Origin of the sequence: Enhygromyxa salina, from assembly GCF_002994635.1 — a bacterium.
Classification (GTDB): domain Bacteria; phylum Myxococcota_A; class Polyangia; order Nannocystales; family Nannocystaceae; genus Plesiocystis; species Plesiocystis salina_B.
Map to the genome: position 1 here is coordinate 69982 of NZ_PVNL01000111.1, position 21571 is coordinate 91552.

Annotated in this window: 10 protein-coding genes; 7 read left to right on the forward strand and 3 right to left on the reverse strand. The window is 64.2% G+C overall.

The features are described 5' to 3' along the window. Positions 1 to 48: 48 nt before the first annotated feature. The 6 genes from ENSA7_RS27735 (at position 49) to ENSA7_RS27765 (ending at position 13549) form a co-directional block, all read left to right on the forward strand. Complete coding sequence (locus ENSA7_RS27735) at positions 49 to 1701, forward strand: DUF8225 domain-containing protein (RefSeq protein ID WP_219908063.1); 1653 nt, start codon at positions 49 to 51, stop codon at positions 1699 to 1701. A 10-nt stretch (positions 1702 to 1711) separates the two neighbouring features. Beyond that, on the forward strand, positions 1712 to 3238 hold the full coding sequence (locus ENSA7_RS27740; RefSeq protein ID WP_106092381.1) for a cytochrome c family protein: 1527 nt from the start codon (positions 1712 to 1714) through the stop codon (positions 3236 to 3238). Next, positions 3235 to 5136, forward strand: coding sequence for a hypothetical protein (locus tag ENSA7_RS27750; protein WP_146158206.1), 1902 nt, complete (start codon positions 3235 to 3237; stop codon positions 5134 to 5136). The genes ENSA7_RS27740 and ENSA7_RS27750 overlap by 4 nt, the downstream gene beginning before the upstream one ends. A gap of 17 nt (positions 5137 to 5153) precedes the next feature. After that, complete coding sequence (locus ENSA7_RS27755) at positions 5154 to 6773, forward strand: DUF8225 domain-containing protein (protein WP_181234184.1); 1620 nt, start codon at positions 5154 to 5156, stop codon at positions 6771 to 6773. Positions 6774 to 7132: 359 nt separating this feature from the next. Next, complete coding sequence (locus ENSA7_RS27760) at positions 7133 to 12538, forward strand: trifunctional serine/threonine-protein kinase/ATP-binding protein/sensor histidine kinase (RefSeq protein WP_106092384.1); 5406 nt, start codon at positions 7133 to 7135, stop codon at positions 12536 to 12538. Positions 12539 to 12784: 246 nt separating this feature from the next. Further along, positions 12785 to 13549: a hypothetical protein gene (locus ENSA7_RS27765; RefSeq protein WP_146158207.1), complete on the forward strand. Its 765-nt coding sequence runs from the start codon at positions 12785 to 12787 to the stop codon at positions 13547 to 13549. Here the strand turns inward: ENSA7_RS27765 and ENSA7_RS27770 are convergent. From ENSA7_RS27770 to ENSA7_RS27780, 3 genes are all read right to left on the reverse strand, one after another. Next, a complete protein-coding gene (locus ENSA7_RS27770) occupies positions 13480 to 17166 on the reverse strand; it encodes a hypothetical protein (protein ID WP_146158208.1) in 3687 nt (1228 codons plus the stop codon). The genes ENSA7_RS27765 and ENSA7_RS27770 overlap by 70 nt on opposite strands. Positions 17167 to 17366: 200 nt before the next feature. After that, positions 17367 to 17906 (reverse strand): hypothetical protein, encoded by a 540-nt coding sequence (locus tag ENSA7_RS27775; protein ID WP_106092387.1) that lies wholly within the window; start codon positions 17904 to 17906, stop codon positions 17367 to 17369. A gap of 396 nt (positions 17907 to 18302) precedes the next feature. Continuing rightward, positions 18303 to 20444 (reverse strand): FAD-dependent oxidoreductase, encoded by a 2142-nt coding sequence (locus ENSA7_RS27780; RefSeq protein WP_342352847.1) that lies wholly within the window; start codon positions 20442 to 20444, stop codon positions 18303 to 18305. Positions 20445 to 20552: 108 nt separating this feature from the next. On the opposite strand from ENSA7_RS27780, the gene ENSA7_RS27785 reads away from it, so the two are divergent. Continuing rightward, entirely contained in the window at positions 20553 to 21563 is a 1011-nt protein-coding gene (locus tag ENSA7_RS27785; protein ID WP_219908065.1) for a polyprenyl synthetase family protein, read from the forward strand. The last annotated feature ends 8 nt before the right edge of the window (positions 21564 to 21571 follow it).

A 21571-nucleotide genomic window follows, 5' to 3' on the forward strand; every position in this document is an offset into this window, starting at 1 on the left:
CTTTCGATCAAGGTAAGTGAGATGCCCACACAAAACTCAGGACCATGGATGACATTTAAGACCCCTGCCTGCCAGTCCGACTTTACGGATGCGAGCAGTCAAGCCCAACTCGACGCGCTGTGGGATACCAACCTCCAGGGCTTCACGTCCCAGGGGCAGCTCGGTAACCCGTGGACGGCGACCTACGCCAGCAACCAAAACTGGTACTTCAATCCGACCATCGACGACACCTCCACGGCCGTTTATGCACCGATTCTATGGTCCCCGCTGCCCGGGCGCATCCGGTACTACTTCCGGGCCATCAGCCCCAACGACATCTACTCCCTTGCCGACACCGGCTACGATACGAAGGGCAACACCTTCGGCCAGATCACCAAGAACCCCTGCGATACGAGCGACACCGACACCCAGGCCTATGGGCCTTACGGCCCGCGTGGGTGGCAAGACGAGTACTGTGAGTGGGCGATCACCCGCAACGCGGAGAATCAGATCACGCGTATCGACTTCACTTGCGAGAACCCCGAGTACTGGAACAGTCTGTGGATGATCTCCCCCGAGCGCGTGGCCGAGCTCTACCGCGGGACCCTCGACAAGCCTCAGATTAGGGTCGAGGATCTCTACCTGTATGACGCGACCCGCCAGGTTGTCATCGATCCTTCGACGGGGCGCCCGGCCTACAACCCGCTCAACAAGTGGAACAGTGGGACCAGCTCATCAGCCGACGCGGGCGGGGCGATGCACCTGACGAGCACCCCCAATACGCTGCAGACCGAGACCGGCCTCGCCGCCGCGGCAACGATCCCGAGGACGAGCGGCAGCAACAACGCTGGGACGCTGATCTGCTGCGCCCAGTACGGTCAGTCTGGGCGCAACTCGGATCCCCATATTGGCCAGTCGGTCAATCAGACCGTGACCCCATCCGACCCCGCGAGGCATGCCAACAAAGCGACGCTCGCCAACCCGCCCGGCCTCTACATTCAGCAGCCGAACTTCTCGCGCATCACCGCCCCCGACGGCACCGATCCCTCGACCTTCTGGACGGTCAAGCGCGGCACGTCGAGCTTGACCGACGGGCGGGGCCGAGCGCTCCCCGGCAACTTCATCCTCCACGCGACCTTCGAGGTTCCGGCCTCGTTCGACTACACCATCTCGAATCTCGAGGTCGATGGCGCGGCGGTCCAGTGGGCGGCTCAGATCGCCCAGACCTTCAATATGCAGATCGCCGCTCAGACCCTGCCGCAGACCTCGCGCCTGACCGCGCAGCCGTGCGTGGGAACGGCCAGTCCGAGGCTCGCCCAGCCCCTGCAGATGTTCCACACCGCGGTGTTCAACGCGATGCTCGCGACGTCAATCAGCAATCCGGTTGGCGCGTCGATGAATTTGGCCAGCAACAGCACCCTGGTCGCGCCGTGGGTCGCGGCCGGGAGCGAAGGGGTCGCGCTGACGTTGGTGCTCACGGGCATTGATCGAAACACTGCACCGACGATCGACCTCGGCGCTGGGATCACGGTCAAATCGCGCGGCGTCCTGCGCTTGGTCAACTACACGATTCCGGGAAATAGCTACCCCTCCGACAGCTACGCGCTCGATCTGACCATCGACGTGGCCAGCTACGCGACCAAGGGCTTGCGTGGCGTCAACGCGACCAACCCCAACCAAGCAGCCGCGGCGTCTATGCCGGCGCTGCTCAACATCATCTAGGAAAGCTCCCATGCCGCGCCACATTTGTGTATTCGCTCTGCTCGTCTTCGGATGTCGTGGGTCTGTCCCGAGCGACACCAAGCGCAAGCTGGCCGAGGCCAGTCCAGCCGAGGTAGAGGTTCCGACCCCGAGTCCGGTCGCGGCCGCTCAAACTTCCTACGCGTGCAGCAGCACGCAGCAACTGACCTTTGGGCCCGCAGTGCCGCCCGACTTCTCCCAGGTCTCGAGTGATCAGGACGCGGACTGCTTCGGCTGGCAGGAGTTCATCGCGCTCAATTGGCCTGCCGACGGCCAGGGCGGATTCGGTGACCCGGGGGATCTCAGCCCGCTCGCGTGGCAAGGCTACATGAGCAACCACCAGTTCTTCCAGCCCAATGGCGCGCCACCGCCCCCGTGGGGGACCTCGCCGACAATCACACTGGACTGCATTGCGGAGGCTGGGCTCGATCCGGCCAATGCCAACGCGCTGACCGCCCTGACCATGGTCACCAAGTTCTCGAGCGACCGCGAGAGTAGCGACGCCCACCAGGCCGCTCCCTACAAGGAGCCTGCCTGGCTCGGCGATGTGTCTGGGCACAACGTCTGGTACGAAGTCCGTCTCAACGAGGACGAATACAACAACCTCGTCGCCAATCAGCTCTACTCGCTAGAGGACCAGACGAACTACTACGCTAATGCCGCCAATCCAGCCCTGGCCCTGCCGATGGGCGCGTGGACCTCGGAGATTGGTGCGATGGAGGTCAAGGCGGCGTGGATCGAGGCCGAGAACCCGATCGACGACAAGTGGAAGGAGTACAAACTCACGAAAGCTGTGGTCGTCGAGTCGGATACGCAAAAATGCAGGGCCATGACCGTCGCGCTCGTGGCCCTGCACATCATCCACAAGACCGAGACCCAGCCGACCTGGATCTGGGCGACCTTCGAGCATGTCGACAACACACCCGACAATAGCGAGGCTGCGAACACGACCAAGACCTGGACCTTCTTCGATCCCAACTGCGCGCCCAAGACTGTGTCGAACATCCCCGAGTTCTGCCAATTCAAGGGTCAGAGCGAGGTCACGGTCGGCTGCGATTCGTCGGCTTGGAACCAGGCTCCGCAGTACTGGATCGGCGAGGACTGCCCTGATCCCGTGCCGGTCCAGGTGACTCGCGTCGCGCCGATCGACGCCAACGCGAGCGCCGCCAACCACGCAGCCTGGCAAGCGGTCACGGCCGCGGGCTACACCGACTCGGTCTGGCTCAATTACCAACTCGTCAACGTGCAGTGGAGCACCAACCCACCGACATCACAGCCGAAGTTGGTGCCTCTGGACGTTCTGAGCATGCAGCCCGACAGCAACATCGCGAACACCGTACTCGAGACCTACATCCAGGACAAACGCTGCGTCGATTGTCATAGGAAGGCGACGATCGCGGGCAGTGAGACCCTACCTTCGGACTTCAGCTTCCTGCTGCAGGAGGCGAAGTCGTCCGGGGACATCAAGGACGCCAGCCTCGCCGGCGCACGTTCCCACAGGCGTAGGATCATTGAGTGATCGCGTATGTAGCGGACGCGGCCTCCTCCACTTGCGATACCTTCGATTGGGACCCAATTGTGATGAACAACTACGGTGCAGTCCTCAGCTCCGCCATCGTGGCGATGGCACTCACGACCACTGCGTGCAATAATTCGCGGTCGGACAATTCTGACTCCGGCAAGCGCGTGGTGAGCCCGGCGAAGGCCGTGAGCGAATCGAGCCAAGCACCAGCCATCGAAGCCGCGCTCAACTCCCGGTTGCCGACACGCACGGCGACGTTCGCCAAGGCTGCGCTCGCAGCTCCGGCGGCACCGGTGGAAGCCTGCGGCCAGGCCCAGGCGAAGCGCTGTGAGCCGACAAAGCCCGGCAGCATCTACAAATACATCGCCGTCAATCAAGGTAATCAACCCTGCCCCGCGCCGATGAGCGAGACCGAGATCGCACAGAACCTCAACGATCCGTTTTCGACCTCGCTCCTGCGCAACGGGAAATTCCCGCTTAGTGTCGCCCAGCTGACCGCGGCGATCGCAGAGGCCGACCCCGATTTGGTCATCCGGAGCTACATGGTCGGCGAGGGCAGCCAGATCCCGCTGCGGGTCGCCGACCGCGACAAATCCCGAAATCTACGCTATGTCGTGACTTGGGGGCCGAGCAAAAGTCCGCAGAACGTTCAAATTTTCCTCAACGCTTCCGCCCCTGGCAAAGAGTCGGGGTTCCTGCAGGTGATCTCGTGGGATGATCAGCGCAAGCTGTTCAACTACTTCGAGGTGTTGGTGCCAGGTGAGAGCAACGCCGTGTGGTCATGGGCGGGAGACTCGAGCCTCGCCCGAGCTCCGGACACCAAGGGCGCCGGCTGCTTCGACTGTCACCACAATGGCGTCGTCATCATGAAGGAGCTGAACCTGCCGTGGAACAACTGGCAGTCGCCGCGTGCACAGATTGCTCCCGACGAGGTACCCAAGGCCGTCGCCAACGAGACGCTGTTCCAAGACCTCAACGGCGCCGACTCCTACGAGAGCGTGGTGATGGGTAGCGCACAGACTTACCACAAACAGTGGCTGCAAGCGCACTCTGTGGGAGCCGACGGCAAGATCGAACTCAGCGCCGTCGACCTCATGCTCGAGCACTTGACCGCGGGGACGACGATCAACATCGTGTCGAGCGCGTCGCTCAGCGCCGGCGATGACGACATCAGCGACATCCCGAGCAACGCGCTGCTGTGGGACGATCTGTTGTCCAGCTCACTCGGCCTTGACTACAGCATTCCCGCACTCGTCATCCCGCGCGCAAGCTACCAGAGCTTCGTCGCGGAGCACGGATACGAGCTCGCGCAGCGGTTCCCTGGGGAGTGTCAGGACTGCGCCAACGCGACGGCGGTCTACGCGATCAAGCCTGGGTCGACGCACTTCGCCCTGTACACCCCGGCGCCATCTTTCGACGACCGCTTCATGATCACGCAGATGCTGCAAGCGGAGATCTTCGACAACAAGTTTGCCGCTGCCATCGCACTCGTGGATGTCGGCAAGCCGGTGTTCTCGAGCACGCGAGCCGGGTTGCAGCAGTACGCCCCGACGAGCGGGACGATCATCAACAACGAGAGCAGCGTGGTCAAAGACTTCAGTGACGCGGTCCGCCAGGCCGCGGCCGGGCAGCGGAGCTGTGACGCCAGCAAGATCGACAGCTGCACGGCGGAGCAACAGTTCCTCAGTATCTACGATGCTGCCGACTGGACCACGGCGGCACAGCAGCGAATCCAGACCTACCTCGACACCTTCGCAGGGCTCTCCGACGAGGCGCGCACTGACAAGCTCATGCGCTTGGTCGCCTCGCGCCAGCAGTCGTTCACAGCCTGGCCGATCATCTCCAACCTCAACGAATTCTGTCTTCTGCTTCCCGAATCCGACCTGAGTCAATGAAAACAGAGGAACACCCAATGCCCAAGCTCAAGACTTTCGATCCCCCCGCCAATCAAAACGATTTCACGGCCGCCGAGACGCAGCTGGAGGCGGCACTCCGCGCGCGCTGGAGTTCGAACATCAACATGTTTACCGAGTCGGTCCTGCAGAACAAGCCGGCGCCGACCCAATACTTCAACCCCCTCACGACCGATATCCCCGACCAGGCGACCGAGGCAGTGATTCGATGGACGGCGTTTCCGGCTCGGATCTCGAAGACCTTCTCGTTCAAGGGGGAGCGAACGCAGTGGTCGTATGCCGACAACGGACCGCCCGCGAGTGAGAACTACGAGCCGCTCGGCCCACGGGGTTGGCAGGACGAGTACTGCGAATGGAGCGTGACGCGCAACGACGCGGGCAAGATCACCAAGGTCAGCTTCACCTGCGAGAACCGCGAGTACTGGTACACGCTGTGGGACATCTCGCCCGAGGTCGTGCTGCGTCTGTACCAACAGCTCGTCGGACCGCAGGTAGAGCCCCAAGATCTCTACTCGCGCGATGAAGTGGGCAACCCGATCATCAATGCCGAGACCGGTCGGCCCGCCTACAACGGGCACAACAAGTGGAACAGCACGACGACCGAGGGTGTGGTCCACCTGATCAGCGCCCCCAATGCCCTGAGCGCGGAGATCTCCTTAGCCGGCCAGGCCACAATCCTGCGCAAGGACTCGACGGGTGAGCCGATCACCGACCCCGCTGGGCTGATTACCTGCAGCAACTATGGCATCGCCGACCGCAACAGCGACCCGCACATCGGCGCGTCGGTCAATTCTCTGGTTCGTGGCTCGGACGGCCTCGGGTCCGGCATGCGCGTGAGCCTGTCCAACCCCGTGGGCCTCTACATTCAAACGCCCAACTTCAACCAGTACAGCCTGCCGTCCTCGGCCCCCGCTGGCGCCCAGCCTTCGGACTGCTGGAGCATCCTGCGTGGCCACGCGCGTGGCTCGGGTGAAGCGATCGACTACATTCTCCACGCGGTCTTCGAGGTACCCGAAGAGTGGGGCTTCACGGTCAGCGATATCACCATCAACGGCTTCAACATCGACTTCGGCGCGCAGATCACCGAGACCTTCCACATCGCGCTCGCAGCCTACGGTCTGCAGCCACAGACGGAGGCGCCCAGCGAGCTGACCTGTGCCAGGGATGCCAAACCGCCGCTGCCGCGGACACCCTGTCTGCGCGACAGCCCGGTGCTGCCGGCGACCTTCCGCTCGGGCCTCAGCATGCGCATCGAGCAAGGCACGACCATCAGCAACATCGGCCTCTACGCCACCGATGTCGACACCAACGCGATTATCGCCTTCACCGGCGCACCCGGTGTGAGCCTCGAGCAGCAGGGAACTCAGGCGACCGACGAAGAAACGATCCTGTTCCAGCTGACGATCACGGCGGCCGCAGACGCGCCGCTTGGCGTTCGCTCCGTGCTGCTCACCAACGCCAACGGCGCCAAGGGACCGGCCGTCTACGGTCTGCTCGAGGTTGTCGCGCCGGGCACCCTCGCGGGCGAGCAGACCGAGGTCGTCGGCTCGCGTGTGGAGCCAAGCACGCAAAGCCTCGGAGTGATGCGGTCGCTGGCCAGTCCGTTGGGGTCTCGCTAGCGTGGTCGTGCAGTCGGCGCGCTGGCCGGAGCTGCCGCACGGCTACATGGGCGTCTATCCACCGGCTCTCGGCCACGCAGATGAAGGCGCCATGGCCGAGGGCGTGTCTCGTCCGATGCCGGCGCTGCGCTGAGCGGCGAGGGTCCATGTCGAGGGGCCGGCGACAATCGGCGACAACAGCACATCCGACGGTCTTGTTGGCGGGGGTGAGTGAAGCTGGCCTGCGTGGGCCCGCACGCAGGAGTGAAATACCAAGCACGGACGCACTGCGCGGGGCGTCAGAACAGCAGCCCGACGATCGGGCGCTCCGCGGGCCCACGCAGTGGTAGGTTGGGCACGTCATCGACCGGCAGACCACGATGCTCGATCTACCAGCCTACGAGATCCTCGAGTCCCTCCACAATGAGCCTGCGACGACGCTGCATCGCGGTACTCAGCGTGAGAATAAACGACGGGTCCTGATCAAGACCCTCAACGACGAGTACCCCACGCTGCGCGACATCGCCAGCCTCACGCGGGAGTACGAGCTGTGCAAAGGGCTCGAGCTGCCGGGCGTGACCAAGCCCTTGGCGCTGCAAAAACATGGCAACGCGCTCGCGCTCGTGCTCGAGGACGTCGACGGTGTCCCTGTCAGCGCGCTCATGTCACAAGCAGTGCTCTCGCATGCGGACGCGATCCACATCGCAATTGGCCTGGCACGAATCATCGCCCAGCTTCACGCACATCACGTCATTCACAAGAATATCCAGCCATGCAATGTATTCTATGACCGCGAAACCAAGCGGGTCGCGCTGGTCAACTTCTTCATCGCGTCGCAGCTGAGCCGCGAGAGCCCACGGGTCAACAACCCAACTCAGCTAGAGGGCAATCTGCACTATATCTCGCCGGAGCAAACCGGGCGCATGAATCGAGCAGTCGACCATCGCACGGACTTCTACTCGCTGGGCGTGCTCCTCTATCAGCTGTTGACTGACCAGCTGCCGTTCGACGCCGAGGACCCGATGGAGCTCGTGCACGCCCACATCGCCCGGGCACCGGAGTCACCCGGAGCGCTCGACCCTGCGCTCGCAGGTCCGATCTCGGCCGTGGTCATGAAGCTGCTGGCCAAGACCGGGGAGGACCGCTACCAGAGCGGTCGCGGCGTCGAGGCCGACCTCGAGCGCTGCCTGGTCAGCTTGACCGAAACGGCCCCAAACGCGGACTTCCTGCTCGCCAGTGAAGACCGTTTCGACCGCCTCGAGCTCCCGCAAAAGCTCTATGGTCGCAGCAAAGAGCTCGCGCGCTTGCTCGACGCGTTCGAGCGCGTCGCCGCTGGCGGCACCGAGATGGTGGTCGTCGCGGGCTACTCTGGAATCGGTAAGTCGTCTTTGGTCCACGAGGTCCACAAGCCGATCGTACGCCGCAGCGGCCACTTCATCTCCGGCAAATTCGACCAGTACAAGCGCAATATTCCCTACGACTCGATCGTGCAGGCATTCCAGGAGATGGTCCGTCAGCTGCTCGCTGACAGCCCCGAGGCGATCGCGCGTTGGCGTCAGCAGTTGCTGCTGGCGCTCGGGAGCAACGCCAAGGTCATCATCGACATGATCCCGCAGGTGGAGCTCATCGCTGGCCCTGCACCGGCGGTGCCGATGCTCGACCCGATCGCCACCCAGAATCGACTCGATCTCGCGCTCGAGCAGTTCATCGGCGTGTTCGCCGACGCCCGCCATCCGTTGGTGCTCTTCCTCGATGATCTGCAGTGGGCCGACAGCGCCTCGCTGCGATTGATACAGCGGCTGCTGAACGACCCCGACGCTCACCACCTGCTCTTGATCGGCGCCTACCGAGACAATGAGGTCGGCGTCGAGCACCCGCTGGCGCTGGCGCTCGGCGAACTCGACGCTCGCGATGTATCGGTCGAGCGCATCGAACTCGCGGCCCTCGGACAGTCCGATGTCGGACAATTCGTCGCGGACGCGCTGCACTGCGAGCGCGCCCACGCCAGGTCCCTGGCTGACATCCTGTATGCTCGGTCGGCCGGCAATCCGTTCTTCCTCGGTCAGCTGCTCGAGTTCCTCGAGTCGGACGGCGCGCTCCACTTCGACCACCAGCGCGGCGACTGGGACTGGAACATCGAGCGCATCAAGGCCGTCGCGGTCGGCGACAACGTCGTCGACCTCATGGTCGCGAAGCTGAGCTTGCTGCCCAAGCGTACCCAGGAGGTCCTCGAGCTCGCGGCGTGCCTCGGAAACCGGTTCGAGCTCGACGTGCTCTCGGTCGTCAGTGAGAGTGACACCCAAGAGGTAGCCAACGCGCTGTGGGTAGCGCTCAGCGAAGAGCTCATTCTCCCCCTGAATGACCAGTATCAGGTCCCAATGGCGCTCGCGCCTGAGCTCCTCACGGATGGCGCGCGAGAGATCGGCTACAAGTTCCTCCACGACCGGGTCCACCAGGCCGCCCATGCCCTGATCTCCGCGAGCCAGCGCCCTCAGCTACATCTAAAGATTGGACGGTTGCTCGCTCGACATGCGGGGACGGCCGGGCTCGAGGAGAATATCTTCGAGATTGTCAACAACCTCAACATTGCCCACGATCTGATCGAGTCTTCGCAAGAGCGCTTCGAGCTTGCTCGCTTGAACCTGATCGCCGGTCGCAGGGCCCGAAATTCGGCCGCCTACTCGACCGCGCGAGTGTACTTCAACCAGGGCCTCGCCCTGATCGGAGCCAACTGCTGGGAGCTCGATGCATCCTTGAGCCTCGATCTTCACGTCGACGCGATCGAGGCCGAGTACCTCAACAACGACATCGAGCGAGCGGCCACCCTCTCGAGCGTGGCGCTCGAACATACCACGGACCGCCTCGACGAGGCCCGCGTCCAACGCCTGCGGCTCAAGTTCCTGATCTCGCGAAACGATCTTCACAGGGCCATCGAGGTGGCGTTGGCGATTCTCGCCAAGCTTGGCATCCATGTCGAGGCCCTGGCCGACGATCCTCAGGCGCTCGCACACCAGTTCAGTGAAGGTCTGCGCGCCCAGGGCAAGCGCATCGCCGACCTCCCGGACTTCCCGGACATCACCGACCCCCAGCTGCTGATGGGGCTGGAGATCCTCACGGTCATGAACGCGCCAGCGTTTCTAGCCGCGCCAGCGCTGTGGCCCAAGGTCTGCTTCATGATGGCCAATCTGTGTGTGACCCACGGCAACTCCTTCGCCTCAGGCTTCATCTATGTCTACATCGGCAACATCCTCTGCGGCATGCTCGATGAGGTCGAGGACGGGTACGCGATCGGACGCATCGCCCAAGATCTGTCCGAGCGCTACTATGCCAAGCCGCTGCGGGTGCAGGCATCGATCCCCTACAACCTGGCGATTCGCCACTGGAAGGAGCCGCTCACCCGCACCATCGCGCCCTATTATGATGGCATCCAGGACGCCCTGGCGATCGGAGATCTGGCGTTCGCGGGTTTTCACGCAACCGACTACTGCAGCATTCCTCTGTTGTCCGGTGACCTCCCCCTCGACGAGTTGCTCGAACGACAGGTCAAGTATATCGCCATGTCCCGCAAACTCGGCCAGGACTGGCCGGTCGAGTACATGTTGGTGTGGCAGCAGCTGGTGCTGAACCTCCTGGGCCAGAGCGCCGACCAATTGCGAATGGTCGGCGAGGCCTTCGATGAGGATGTGAGCGTGGCCAACTACGAGGCCCAGCCCAGTCCAACGATTCTGTTCGCCTACTATCTGGCCAAGTGCTGGCTGGCCTACATGTTTGACGAGCACGAGGCCGTCCTTCGCCACGCTGCGGCGGCGCTGCGCCACGAGTTGGGACACCAGGGCTTTGCGACGGTCCCGGTGTTCTACTTCTACTACGGGCTGGCGCTGCTGAGCAGCGCACACTCGAACGAGGGTGAGACTCGAGACGGGCTGCTCGAACGCGCGGACGTGGTCATCGCCAAGATGGGCCACTGGGCCGAGCACGGCCCCGACAACTACATGCACAAGCACCGGCTGCTGCTAGCCGAACGAGAGGGCTATTTTGGTGACCCCCTACAGGCAATGGACGACTACGATCGCGCGATCGAAGGGGCACGCGTGCAAGGGTTCCTGCAGGAGGAGGCTCTCGCTCACGAGCGCGCTGGCGACTTCTACCAACGCCTGGACCGCGACCGGATCGCGCGTATCTACTTGAGGTCGGCGGTTCACTGCTATTCACGCTGGGGCGCCCGCGCCAAGGTTGCGCAGCTCCAGGCGCAATTTGACGCTCTGCAGCTGCGCCGTGGGGAGTCCAGCTCGGGCGGAATGTCCCCCCAGTCGCGCAGTACGGGTGAGCTGCTCGACTTGAACGCTGTGATCCGCACCTCGCAGGCGCTGGCCGGAGAGATCATCCTCGAACGCCTGCTCGAGAAGATCATGACGACGGTGATCACCAGCGCGGGCGCCCAGCGTGGCTTCTTGCTGGTCGAGCGAGATGCGCGGTGGGAGATCCAGATCGGCGCCGAGGTCGACAGCGGCGAACTGCGGGTGCAAAAGGGAGCAGAGCTCGGCGGTGACGGGCCCGGAACCCTGGTGTCCATGGCGATCGTCAACTATGTCACGCGCACCCGCTCGGCCGTGGTGCTCGCCAACGCGGCCCGGGAGGGCCGATACATTCAAGATCCTTACGTGATCGCCAGGCAGCCGACCTCGGTCCTGTGCATCCCCCTGCTCGATCGCGGCCGACTCTGCGGGCTCTTGTACCTCGAGAACAACCTCTCGACCGATGTGTTCACGACCGATCGCGTCGAGCTGCTCGAGATGCTCTCGGCCCAGGCGGCGATCTCGATCGAGAACGCGCGCCTGTACGAGACCCTGGAGGACTACAGCCACAACCTCGAGGACAAGGTGTCCGAGCGCACGCAGAAGCTCGAGGAGCGAAACGATGAGCTCGCCGTCGCCCTCGAGACGCTCGAGGCCGCCCAAGCGCGGATCATCGCGCAAGAGAAGCTGGCCTCGCTCGGAGTCTTGACCTCTGGCATCGCCCACGAGATCAGGAATCCGCTCAACTTCATCAACAACTTCGCGCAATTGATCATCGACATTGACGAGGATCTCGACGAGGCGCTCGAGCCGGTTCTAAACGCCAGCGCGACCGAGGTCAGGGATGCGGTCTACAAGGTCCGACTTGACCTCAAGCACAGCGCGCGCGCCATCAATCAGCACGGCAAGCGGGCTCAGAAGATCCTCGATGACATGCACATGCTGGCCTCGCACGAGCAAAGGAAGACTCAGGCGATCGACGTGAATCTACTCGTCAAGGACGCGCTGGTGCTAGCCCACCACGGCGCGAAGGCCCAAGACGCCAGCTTGGAGGTCGAGGCGCTGACCGAGTTCGATCCTGCACTGGGCCCGCTCGAGGCCGTGCCCGCCGACCTCAATCGTGCGCTGCTCAATATCATGGGCAACGCGTTCTATGCCGCCCACGCGCACCGTCACGACCGCGCCTCGGGCTCCCCGTCGCAGGTGGTCATTCTCACCAAGGGGGCTGCCGAGCACGTGGAGATCAGCGTGAGTGACAATGGGCCGGGCATCCCCGATGAGATGCTCGGCAAGATCTTCAACCCATTCTTCACCACAAAGCCGACCGACGCGGGCACGGGTCTGGGACTGTCGATCAGCCACGACATCATCGTCCAGCTACACGGCGGCAGCATCGATGTGCTGAGTGAGCCGGGTGGGCCCACCCGCTTCGTGATCCGCCTGCCCAAGCGCGCCCCACCCGTCCAGCCCAGCCAGCCACCGTCGCGCTGACTCGCGGACAATATACGTGGCCGGGTCGCGTCAGCGATGATAGTCTTGGCCGGGGCCCGCACGCGCAAGTCCAATCATCGATGGCGAGGCATCGAGCGCCGCCAGTTCGTGCGAGCCAACCGGCCGCCAGTTCCCCTCGCTCCGCAAACCGCCCGACGTCACGGTCTGTCGCCCATGCGCCCCATCGGTCTATACGACAATGTTCGCCTTCGCGCCCACTGTACCGTGCGCGCGCTGACCTTGCCCATGCCAACGCACGTAGTCGAGGACCTGCTGCCCCACGGCATGGTCCTCGGGCCACAGGAGTTCACACCCACGGGAACCCATCCAATCACGATGTGGTTCTATGACATGTTCCAGATGCACATGAACATTCCGACGCCGCTGCCGAGCATGTCATACAACGAGCACGTCGTCGGCATCCCCTACGTCCACACCACGCGCAGTCTGATCAACCCGATCTGCTCGGGGCCGTTCTTTTACATGGCCACGCTCAGGCTCAACAGCTGGCTGGCGATCTTCGGCGGCCGGCTGTTCTGGGGGTTTGAGAAGAACTTTGGCGACATCACCACCTCCAATGGACGCTTCTTCGTCTGGGATCCTTCGTCGCACGCGCCCATGGTCTCGTTGATCTACGAGCCGACGGGGCCGTACTGGCCTGTGGACGAGTTTCCCAAATTCCGCCACATGTACGCGCTGCTGCAGCAACCGCTGATCTCAATGTTGCCCGGGGGACTCGGGCCCGTGTTTGTCGCCTCCGAGTTCGCCAGGCGCTGGCAGACCGCGACGATCCAGCCGCTGCGGGCGTCCATGAAGATCTATCAGTCCTACGTGACGGGGTTGCCGACGGGGACCTTTCCGCCCACGGGCATGACCAAGAGCATCGAAGAGTCGGCGTTCGGGTCGTTCTCACTGCGGATGGAGTACGCGTGCGGGTTGATCTACCCGACGTGGTTTTGCCCGATCTCCGCACGCGATGCGACCTTCCTGCCCACGTACTTGCCGTCTTGACACATCTCGCGGGGAAAGTGCTCCGGGACATCGCAGCCGAAGATCGACAGGTCGACGAAAAAGTCCGGACCGCTGTTTAGCAGGTGGAGCAGGACCTTGGACTGGGCGACGTACGCCTCGTACAGTTTTAGCACGATCTGGTCTGCCCAGTCCTCGTTGACGGTCCGCTCGACTTGCTCGACTTGCTCGACTATCACGCGGCTCGCCAGCGCGAACATGTCCTGGAGATGAGTCGCGGCAATGCTCTCTCCGGGCGCCGTCCACTCTGTACCGCCCTGGTCGCGGTGCGGGCATTCCAATCGCGGCAATTGGTTTCGGTCTGACCTCCAGAGGCCCTGCAGTAGCAACGCTTTGTTCGTCTTGGGGTCGCCCCACCTCGCATCGTGCAAATAGCGCTTGGCCTCGCAGATAGCCTTGAATCGCCGAAGCGCCACGACCAACTCGATATGCTGGCGCTCGCTCTGATTGTCATCTTCATGAAACTGCTGACGTCGAGCGCAAGCGCGCTCGGTCTCTTGCCGGTAGAATTCGTAGGCGCCCATCTCGGCGGTTCCAGAATTCAGCACGAGTCGGAGTTCGAGATCTCGCAATTTTACCTGGAGGTTCAACCTGCGCGGCGCGTCCGCACTGTCGTCATACCACTCCCGGGCGAGGATGCTCTCGATGACGATCTGCGGACTGAACCTCTTGGCTAGTCCGGCCACGCTCCAATTCCTACGACTGTCGAGCCCGTCCAGCATGTTGTCAGGTGGGAATGCGAGGGTGCGCAGGCGGATCCGAACCGAGCGTTGCTCGAGCGGACCCGACTGCCCCGCGGGGGCCGCGTCCGTCGCGGGCATCTCCCATTGACTCATGGTGAGTGCCCTCGATTCGACCGTCTTTGCGAAGTCGGGACCCGCCGCTTGATCCCTTGCGGCACCGCCTCGGGGCTTGCGCCACACCCGCTCCCACGCCCACCACATCGCATCTTGGACCATGTGCCCGAGGTCTTCCCTGCGCTTCACGATGTCCCGAACGACGCGGCGGAAAGCCGTCGCGTGCACATCCTTGACAAACCGCCGCTCGTTGTTCGAGACATTTTCAGAGAACTCGACGGACACCCAATTTGGGTGGGTCTCGAGCATCTCGGGCTGTTGCAGCAGCGCCTTCCTGAGCCCGGAGACCCACTGTCGCTGAGTCTCGTTCCAGACCGTCACGTCGAACATGTCATGCTCCAGCGAGCCAGACGATAATAATGTCTCCGCCAGCAGGACGCCGAACAGGTACAACCGGGTACGAATGGCTTGCCCCGCGTGTTTGAGCAGATCTTTTTTGTACTGTGCGAGGACGTGCTCGAGTTGCGCCTCACGCGTCTCCCCTGAGAGCGCATATTGAGAACCTGCATCCTCCGGGAGGTGCACAATTCGTGGAATCCCCATCGTCCATTTCGGCACAAATTGGCGCTCACTCGGTCCGGGCGCGATTGGGGCGCCAAGATCGAGCGCCCGGGCGACGCTGCGCAATCGAGGGTCGACGGCGCGCGACACGAATTTTCCTGTCGAGGTGTCTGACACCTGCCAGCGCCAGTTCGTGCCAATCGAACGCTCGAACAGGTGCTTGCCAACGCTTGACCTGAGCGCGATTCGAGCCCAAAAAGGTGAGGTCGGGATGATCACGTGGTGGTGTCCACCAGCCGCTGAAACGGCGAGCGTCGCCTCGAGCCCGAGTAACTTGACGATCGGCTGGCTCTCGTGCTCATGAATTCGCAACTGGAGATTGCTGGGCAGTCGCGCAACTTCATGGACATGGCTGATGGTCTTGGCCATGCAGTTCAGCGCTTGGTAGCAGGCTCGCGCGGGGTCCTCGATGTCTCGAATCTGGCTGAGCGTATACATGTAGACGGACCTCTGTCCGGTGAGCACCCCCAGCGCGTGCATGCGCGCGCTCTCGAGCTCCGAGGCCGCATGGTCGACCATAGCGAGCTTGTGGTCCACCGCGCGACGCAGCGTCGGCGCCCAATTAGAGATCAGACGCTCGCGCAGATCCCCCTCAACCAGGCGCAGGCTCCGCTGCCCGATCTCGAGCACAGTCTTCTCGACCGCCCTCTGGCCCCGACCCACGGTCGGGAGCACCTCCGACACGACCTCGAGCAGCGAGTGGTCATGCTGGTCCTCAGGGTTGCGCAGCCAGGCGGTGGGTGGCGACACGAACTTGGCTAGCCGGGTCGGCGTGCCGGCGATCTCGGTCACGGTGATCGACCGCGCCGTACTCGAGGCATAGGTGACCGCCTGAACCAGCCCCACGCCGACTAGTTCTCCGTCCTGGTATCGGCGCACAGGCACATGAAAGGCCGCGTCTTCGCCGGCCCAGTTGCCGACGTCGTCGGTCTCGGAGTGGAGATCGCCGACGTTACTGATGATCAGATAGACGTAGGCGCTGTGCTCCTCAGCGGCGGCATCGTCCTCCCATAGCTCGAAGCGTGCCCCCGTCTCGTCCCCCGAGTCGTTCAGTGGTTCATTGAGGAACTGATCGATGAAGGCCTGGAGCTTGTCGCGGCTGGCGAGCAGCGGCAGCACGCGCATGGTCCTCGACAGGGAGTGGAACGGGCCGGTCAGCGCCTGGCTCGCTGACCCCATCGTGGTGTTGAAGCGCGCGTCTTCACGCGCATGGGCGGGGGCTTGGGTCGCGGGCCGATGATAGCTGCCGTGGGGCGTATGCCACACTCGGTTCGAGGAGCGCTCTGCCAGGTTGCGCCCGCGCTCGTAGATCATGTTGACGTCGTACCAAAACGGGAGCTGCGGCTCGAGCTCGGCGATCTCGACACCATCGTTGTCCCACTTCTTCGCGACCTCGAGTCCGAGCGCGTCGACGATCGGGAGCATCGGCCAGCTCCACAGCCGCACACGAAAACCACCACTGGCGGTCATGCTGGTCGCGCTGCCATCCCCGAGCGGCCCTGCTCCGTTGAGCCCAATGATGCGCAAAGGCGCGGCGGTGAGGGCCTGGTAGCAGTAGTTGTCGAGCTGCGCGACGTCGCGAAATTGCTTGAGGTTGACGATGTCGAAAGCGACGTCCGGGTTGCCCGGCGTGATCGCGCCCAGAAAGTTCATGGTTTGGGCGAAGAACACGTCGGGGCGGGCCGGCGCCCCGCGCATGGTCGAGAGCGCGCGCAGATAGTCGCGACCCATCCCCAGACCAAGACCGACCGCGTCGCGGAGCACGGTCCACGGTCGCAGCCCAGCCTTGGGATCAAAGGGGTAGTCGAACGAGCGATCTTGCAATTGCACGATCTCGCACAGCGTACGCCGGTCTTGCTTGTTGCCAGCGTAAAGATCGCCGATCACATCGGTGGTCAGCACGACCTGCTGCGTCGGCGCGCTCGGACTGCCGATCCACGATGACGCCATGCGTTTCTCGTAGATGCGCAGCTTGGGCCAGCCATAGACGCGGCGGCCGAGGGTCATGGAGATATCAGAGTCGACGAAGATGTAGGGCGAAAACCACTTGATGCCCTGAAACACCCACTTGCGCCCGCACAGCGTGTAGTGGTTGGTCGGCACCGCGAACATGAACTCCTTTTGCGCGAGCCAGCCGATGTCGGCGGCCTCGAGGGCGAGCTTGCCGTAGTCGAGGACCATCAAATAGACGTAGGGCAGCGCGACCCGAAAGCGGCCGACCTGCGGGGGCACGAAGTTGGCGTGGCGATCGATCAGGTGCTGGAGCGCGCTGACCCGAGCCCGCAGCGGCAGCACCCGGGTGGTGACCGACTCGAAGAAGAAGGGCGGCGCGATCGGGAGCGAGTCGAAGTGCTGCGGACTGACATACAGCGGCCGCGCGTTCATACGCACGCGGCCTCGATCGGGCCGAGGGTGAGCGCGAGCACTCCACAATGGTCGCCGCTCTGCCTGTCGAGGACGGCCGCCAGATAGACCCCTGGCTCGCGGTGCTCGTGGACGACATCGACGAACAGCACCGTCGTCGCGCTGGTCTTGGAGAACATCGCCGACCTCAGTTCGAGGGGCGGCTGCTCGTCGCTGCCCAGCATCCGAAGCGTCATGTGATCGGCGCGGCGGCGCAGCGTGAGGCTGCCCTCGATGCGCGAGGACTCGACCACCACCTCGGTGTCGAGCTCGGTCCGCGCGGACGCGGGCGTGTGATCGGCGAGTTCCGGTTCGGCGCCCGACGGGGTGAAGACCCACTCATCGGCGTCCGGCGGCGGCGCGGGCATCCAACCGCTGTCGCCTGGGCTCGCAGGCCACGGCCCGGGCGCGCGAGGATGCATGAAGGGATTGGCCGCGCCCGGGACGAAGGGATTGGCGTCCCAGGCGCACTGGGTGAGCTCGGCGCAGGACATCAGGCCGCCTTGAAACATCGACATCCATGCACGAATCGCATTGTTGATGTTGTATGGATCGTTCCAGCTTGTCCACGAGGGGCCCCCCGTTTGCGGCCCCCAGCGCTGGCCACCGTCGTACCTACTGCCGTGGTCGTGGCCGCCGTGGTCGTAGCCGCGGGCCCGGTCGCCGCGAGGATGACCATGTTCATGACCATCGCCACATCCGTGCTGTCGACGGGCCTGGGCACGACCCTGATTCATGTAGTCGTCGCACAAACGATACGCCTCGGCTACGCGATCCTCGACGGCTCCGCGAGCGCCGGGGGTGGCGAAGGCTCCGCTCACGTGGCGCCTCGGTTCGCTGCGTGGGGGCACGCTGCGGGTCGGGCGAGGTTGGCCGTTGTCGTTGTCATGGTCACGGTCATTCATGGCGAGGCTCTACGGGTGGTCGTAGCCGACGATGGTCTCGAGCGGAGGATACTGGGACAGCGCGTGAGCGGCGAGCAGCCCCGACATCACCGCCGACTCGACGCAGCCGGAGTCGAGCCCGGTCGCGGTCCAGTCACCAGCGACGGTGAGGTTGTCGAAGTCGAGGTCGAGCGGTGAGATGCGGTGCTGGATGCTGCCCGGAACCGAGAGCGAATAGCGATCGGTGGGGTTGACGTTGGCCAACCAAAACTGGGTGTCGAAGCGGGCTTCGCCTTCGGGTTCGCGATCGGGATCGTGGCCCTCGCAGGCCAGAACCTCCCAGCGAAACTGGCCGGGAGCTGCGATGGCGTTGGGCCACAGCGCGCCGATATCGAGGTTGAGGAAGTCGATCGCGTTGCGCCGGACCTGGTCGGAGGCCGTGCCCGGGGACGCCGTGTCAGGCAGGACGCTCACGAAATAGGCGATCGACCTGACCTCTCGCTTCCACCCTTCGCGGGGGATCAAGTGACGCATGTCGGCCCAGGTGTCGAAGGGCTCCACAAAGCCCGAGAGGTTGATCTGCGGGTGCGGCCAGCCAAGCTGGGCCATGTCCTCGCGCAACCACAGCTGAAACGCCTGGGTCGCCGCGGTCTCGCCGTGCTCGCACATCCTGCGCCACCGCGGCGAGTGATCGAGCAGCTGCTTGCAGCAGTGCGGAATCGCGGCGACCCCGATGCCGAGCACGACCATGTCGAAGTCGCGCCCGAGGTCGAGCGTGCGCTGACCAGCGACGCGGGACTCGAGGGCAGACTCGAACTGCCAGCCCTCGTCGCGCAGGCGCGGCCCCGCTTCGAGCTGGTCGTAGTCGGCCTGGGCCGGCCAGCAAGGCAAGCCGCGAACGTTGACGAGCGGCTCGTACTCGGGGGCGTGGAGCTTGGCCTGTATGTCGAAAACCAGGGACGCGACATGCGGAAGCTGGCGACGCGCTGACTTGACTACCTCGACCTCGCGCAGACGATGGAAGAACTCGAAGCGCACCCCTCGACGCTTGCAGATCTCGTAGAGCGGGGCGAACACGACATCGCCCATGCCCGCGTTCATGCGCCAGAACAGGGCGCCGCGGTAGGTAAAGAACATCCGCAGGGATCCGCGCAACGCCACGCCAGCGGCCAGGCGTGGGCGCGAGGTGTCGCCGTCTTGGTACGCAAAGACGAGATCATAGATGCCGCGGACAAAGCCCGATCGCAGCGACTGCTCGGTCGCGCCGTGCCTCCGCAACCACTCGATCCAGTCGTAGTCGTTGATCGCGTCGAAGCCCCGTGGATCAGCGGCCAGATTGTGCGCCAGGATGCCGCGCATGATCGTCAAGACCAGGTCGATCACCTGCCACACCCGCTGCAGATCAGGCTGGTCATCGACGAGCCGTGTCAGGTTGCGCCGCGAGGCCGCGCTGATCTGCTCGAGCAGCGGCCACAGCACGGTCTCGCCGGGCAGCGGCAGGGGGCCGAGGGTCTGGAGAGCGCGCGAGAGCAGCTCGACGCCCTCCAACAGGCCCGTGGGGGCGGCGAGAACCCCAAGCCGCAGCAGCCTGGTTACGGCCTCGATGACGCCGGCCGCGTCGAGCAGGGGCCGCGGCTCTAGGGGCTGGGCCGCCGCCCCTGGCGGGTGCAGCTTGGCCGAGCGCAGCAGCTCGACCACGAGCCCAGCGGCCTGGACGAGATAGCCGCGAACCGAGAAGGGAGCGCGACTCGTGGGCGGATCACCTGGCAGGCCGCGACCGGGGGGAAAGTGGGCTACCCACGGTGCCCACTCGCCGCGTGGACTTCGGTCGACGACCGCGACGTCCGGCGCGGGCTCGAACGCCTGCTGCCACGTCGAGATGGGGCAGCGCTGCGGATCGCGCTCGAGCTCCGCATAGCACTCGCGCATGAGCGCGAACGCGTTGTCGTAGAACCCCATCCACAGGTGCAGACCGTGCTCTTCGATGCGATCGGCCACGCCGCGACCCGAGGCACCCTTGCCCCCGAGCCGAAAGCCCATCTGGTAGACCGTGACCTCGAAGCGACCGCGGTGCTCGGGGCGACTGAGCTCGAACGCAGTCGTCATGGCTGCACAGCCGCCGCCTATGATCGCTACGCGAATCGGACTCCTCGACCTCATGGGGTCCGGCATCCTAACAAATCCATGTGAAATAGCCGTCCCAGTTATGGTATCGAAGTCACACTGCCGGAGGCCCGACGACCCATGACTCACCGGAGCTCGCGGTCTACGAGCCACGTCGTGGCGCAGTTGCTACACGAGTACGGCGGAGCCGTACGCGAGCGAATGATGTCATATCTCCCGCAGGGTCGACCTCGGCGCTACCTCTACGGCCCGATGGCCGAGTACCCGCGTCGTGGAGGGCGCGGGATGCGTCCAACGCTGTGCCTGGCGACGGCGAGGCTGTTCGGCGGAAGTATCGAAGACGCGGTGCTGACCGCGGTGTCGATCGAGCTGATGCACAACGCGATGCTCATCCACGATGACATCGAAGACGGCAGCGAGGAGCGTCGCGGGAGGCCGTCGCTGCACCATCAGCAGGGCGTCCCGTTGGCGATCAACACCGGTGATGCGCTGGCGCTGTTCAGCATGCGGCCGCTGTTCGAGAACCGCCATGTGCTCGGTCCGACGCTTTCGCTGCGCCTGCTCGAGGAGTCCGCGAGGATGTCGCGCGAGTCTGCGGAAGGCCAGGCCATGGAGCTCGGCTGGCGCCACGACAACGTCGTGGATCTGGGCGAGCGCGACTACCTCGAGATGGTGCTCAAGAAGACCTGCTGGCTGGCAACGATCCACCCGCTGCGCGCAGGCGCGCTGATCGGCGCGGGCGAGCGCTACCCCGTCGACGGGCTCATCCGCTTTGGGTTCTTGCTGGGTGCTGCGTTTCAGATTCAAGATGATCTACTCAACCTCGCGGGCGACCCGAAACGCTACGGCAAGGAGCTCAGCGGCGATATCTACGAGGGCAAGCGAACGCTGATGTTGATTCGCTTGTTGGAGCGCGGCACGCCAGACGAGCGCGGGCGCCTGCGCGACTTCTTGGCGCTGCCCCGGGAGCGCCGCGGCGCCGCCGAGGTCGACTGGGTTCGGGCCCGCATGCACCACTACGACTGCATCGACCATGCGCGGGCGCTCGCCCACGCGCTCGCGGGGGCGGCCACCCATGAATTCGAGCAGGTGTTCCGCTGGCTGCCCGACGGCCGTGAGAAGCGCTTCATCGCAGCGCTGCCCCGGTGGGTGATCGAGCGGAGCTGACCTGCCCG